General features: G+C 44.1%; 1 protein-coding gene. It reads left to right on the top strand.

The window, feature by feature from the left end; genetic code table 11:
• A partial coding sequence (locus WDB87_RS00145; protein ID WP_337848652.1) for an Ig-like domain-containing protein occupies positions 1 to 1,390 on the top strand: 1,390 nt, incomplete at both ends.

The following is a 1,390-nucleotide window of genomic DNA, read 5'->3' as shown; positions in this document are numbered from 1 at the left end:
ACCTAACGAATTAAGTGAAGGTGAATTTACCGTTGAGGTATCAGTAACCGACACCGCAGGTAATGAAACTACAGCAATTATCACAGGTGAGGTTGATACCGCAGCGCCAGTAGTAACTATTAACGCGTTAGGAGATACGAGTGATACAACACCTACCATTTCAGGTACTGTTAGCGGTGAGCCAACAGGCTCGACTATTACTTTAACTGTGACTGATGCTAATGGTGCAGTTCAAACTATTACGGCACAAGTAATTGCTGATGGAAGTTGGACAGTTGAAGTACCTGTAGCTTTAGCTGAAGGAAGCTACTCTGTAGATGCAAGTATTAGTGACAGTGCTGGTAATGAAGGCACTGCAAGTGCTTCAGGTACAATTGATACAAGCGCGTTAACTATCACTATTGATTTGATTGGTGAAACTAACGATCAAACCCCACAAATAAGCGGTGATACTTTTAATGCAGAAGTAGGTTCGTCTGTTGAAGTTCAGATCACCGACTCTACAGGTACGACTGTGACCTTAACTACAGTTGTTGATGCAAATGGACAGTGGAGTGTAACTCCGCCTGCCGATTTGGCTGAGGGTACTATTTCAATCAGTGCAACAGTAACAGACCTAGGTGGTGGAAGCGCAAATGCAGACCTTGATGCTGTAATAGATATTACGCCTCCAACCATACAAGTAAATGAACTAGAAACTAGTAATGATACAACACCAATTATTGCCGGTAATACTACAGGCGTGGTATTTGGCACTGTAGTAAGCTTGACTGTTACTGATTCCCAAGGCGTTGTTCGCTTGTTTAATACGACAACGGATGCACAAGGGAATTGGAGTGTAGAGCTTTCTCAAGAGTTAGCTTCTGGGGATTACACTGTACAGGCAGAGGTTTCTGATGCTGCAGGCAATAGTGCTTTAGATACTGTAACCGGTAATATTGATACTGTAGGCCCTAGTTTAACCGTTGATTTTGAGGCTGTTACCAATGATACAACGCCGACTATTTCGGGCACGAGTAATGCTGATGTAGGGACAACGATTACTGTAGTGATCACTGATGAAAACGGGGTTGAACAAACACTAACAACCACAGTAGATGTTAATGGAAATTGGGAAGTAACCCCTCAAACAGACTTGAATGAAGGTGATAACACCATAGAAGTAAGTGTGTCTGACGAAGCAGGAAACACAACAACAGTAACCGATACAATTACTCTAGACACGCAAGCACCCACGTTAACCATGCAAACCGTGGGTGATGTAAACGACTTAACCCCGACCTTGCAAGGCACCAGTAACGAAATTGGCGGCACAGTCACACTCACTGTAACCGACAGCGACGGCGCTGTACAAACCATCACTACCACTGTTGGCACGGATGGCCATTGG

It is taken from the genome of Pseudoalteromonas sp. C12FD-1 (genome assembly GCF_037414265.1).
Taxonomy (GTDB): domain Bacteria; phylum Pseudomonadota; class Gammaproteobacteria; order Enterobacterales; family Alteromonadaceae; genus Pseudoalteromonas.
The sequence above is the reverse complement of the archived record's forward strand: the minus strand, read 5'-3'. Positions and strand labels throughout refer to the sequence as shown.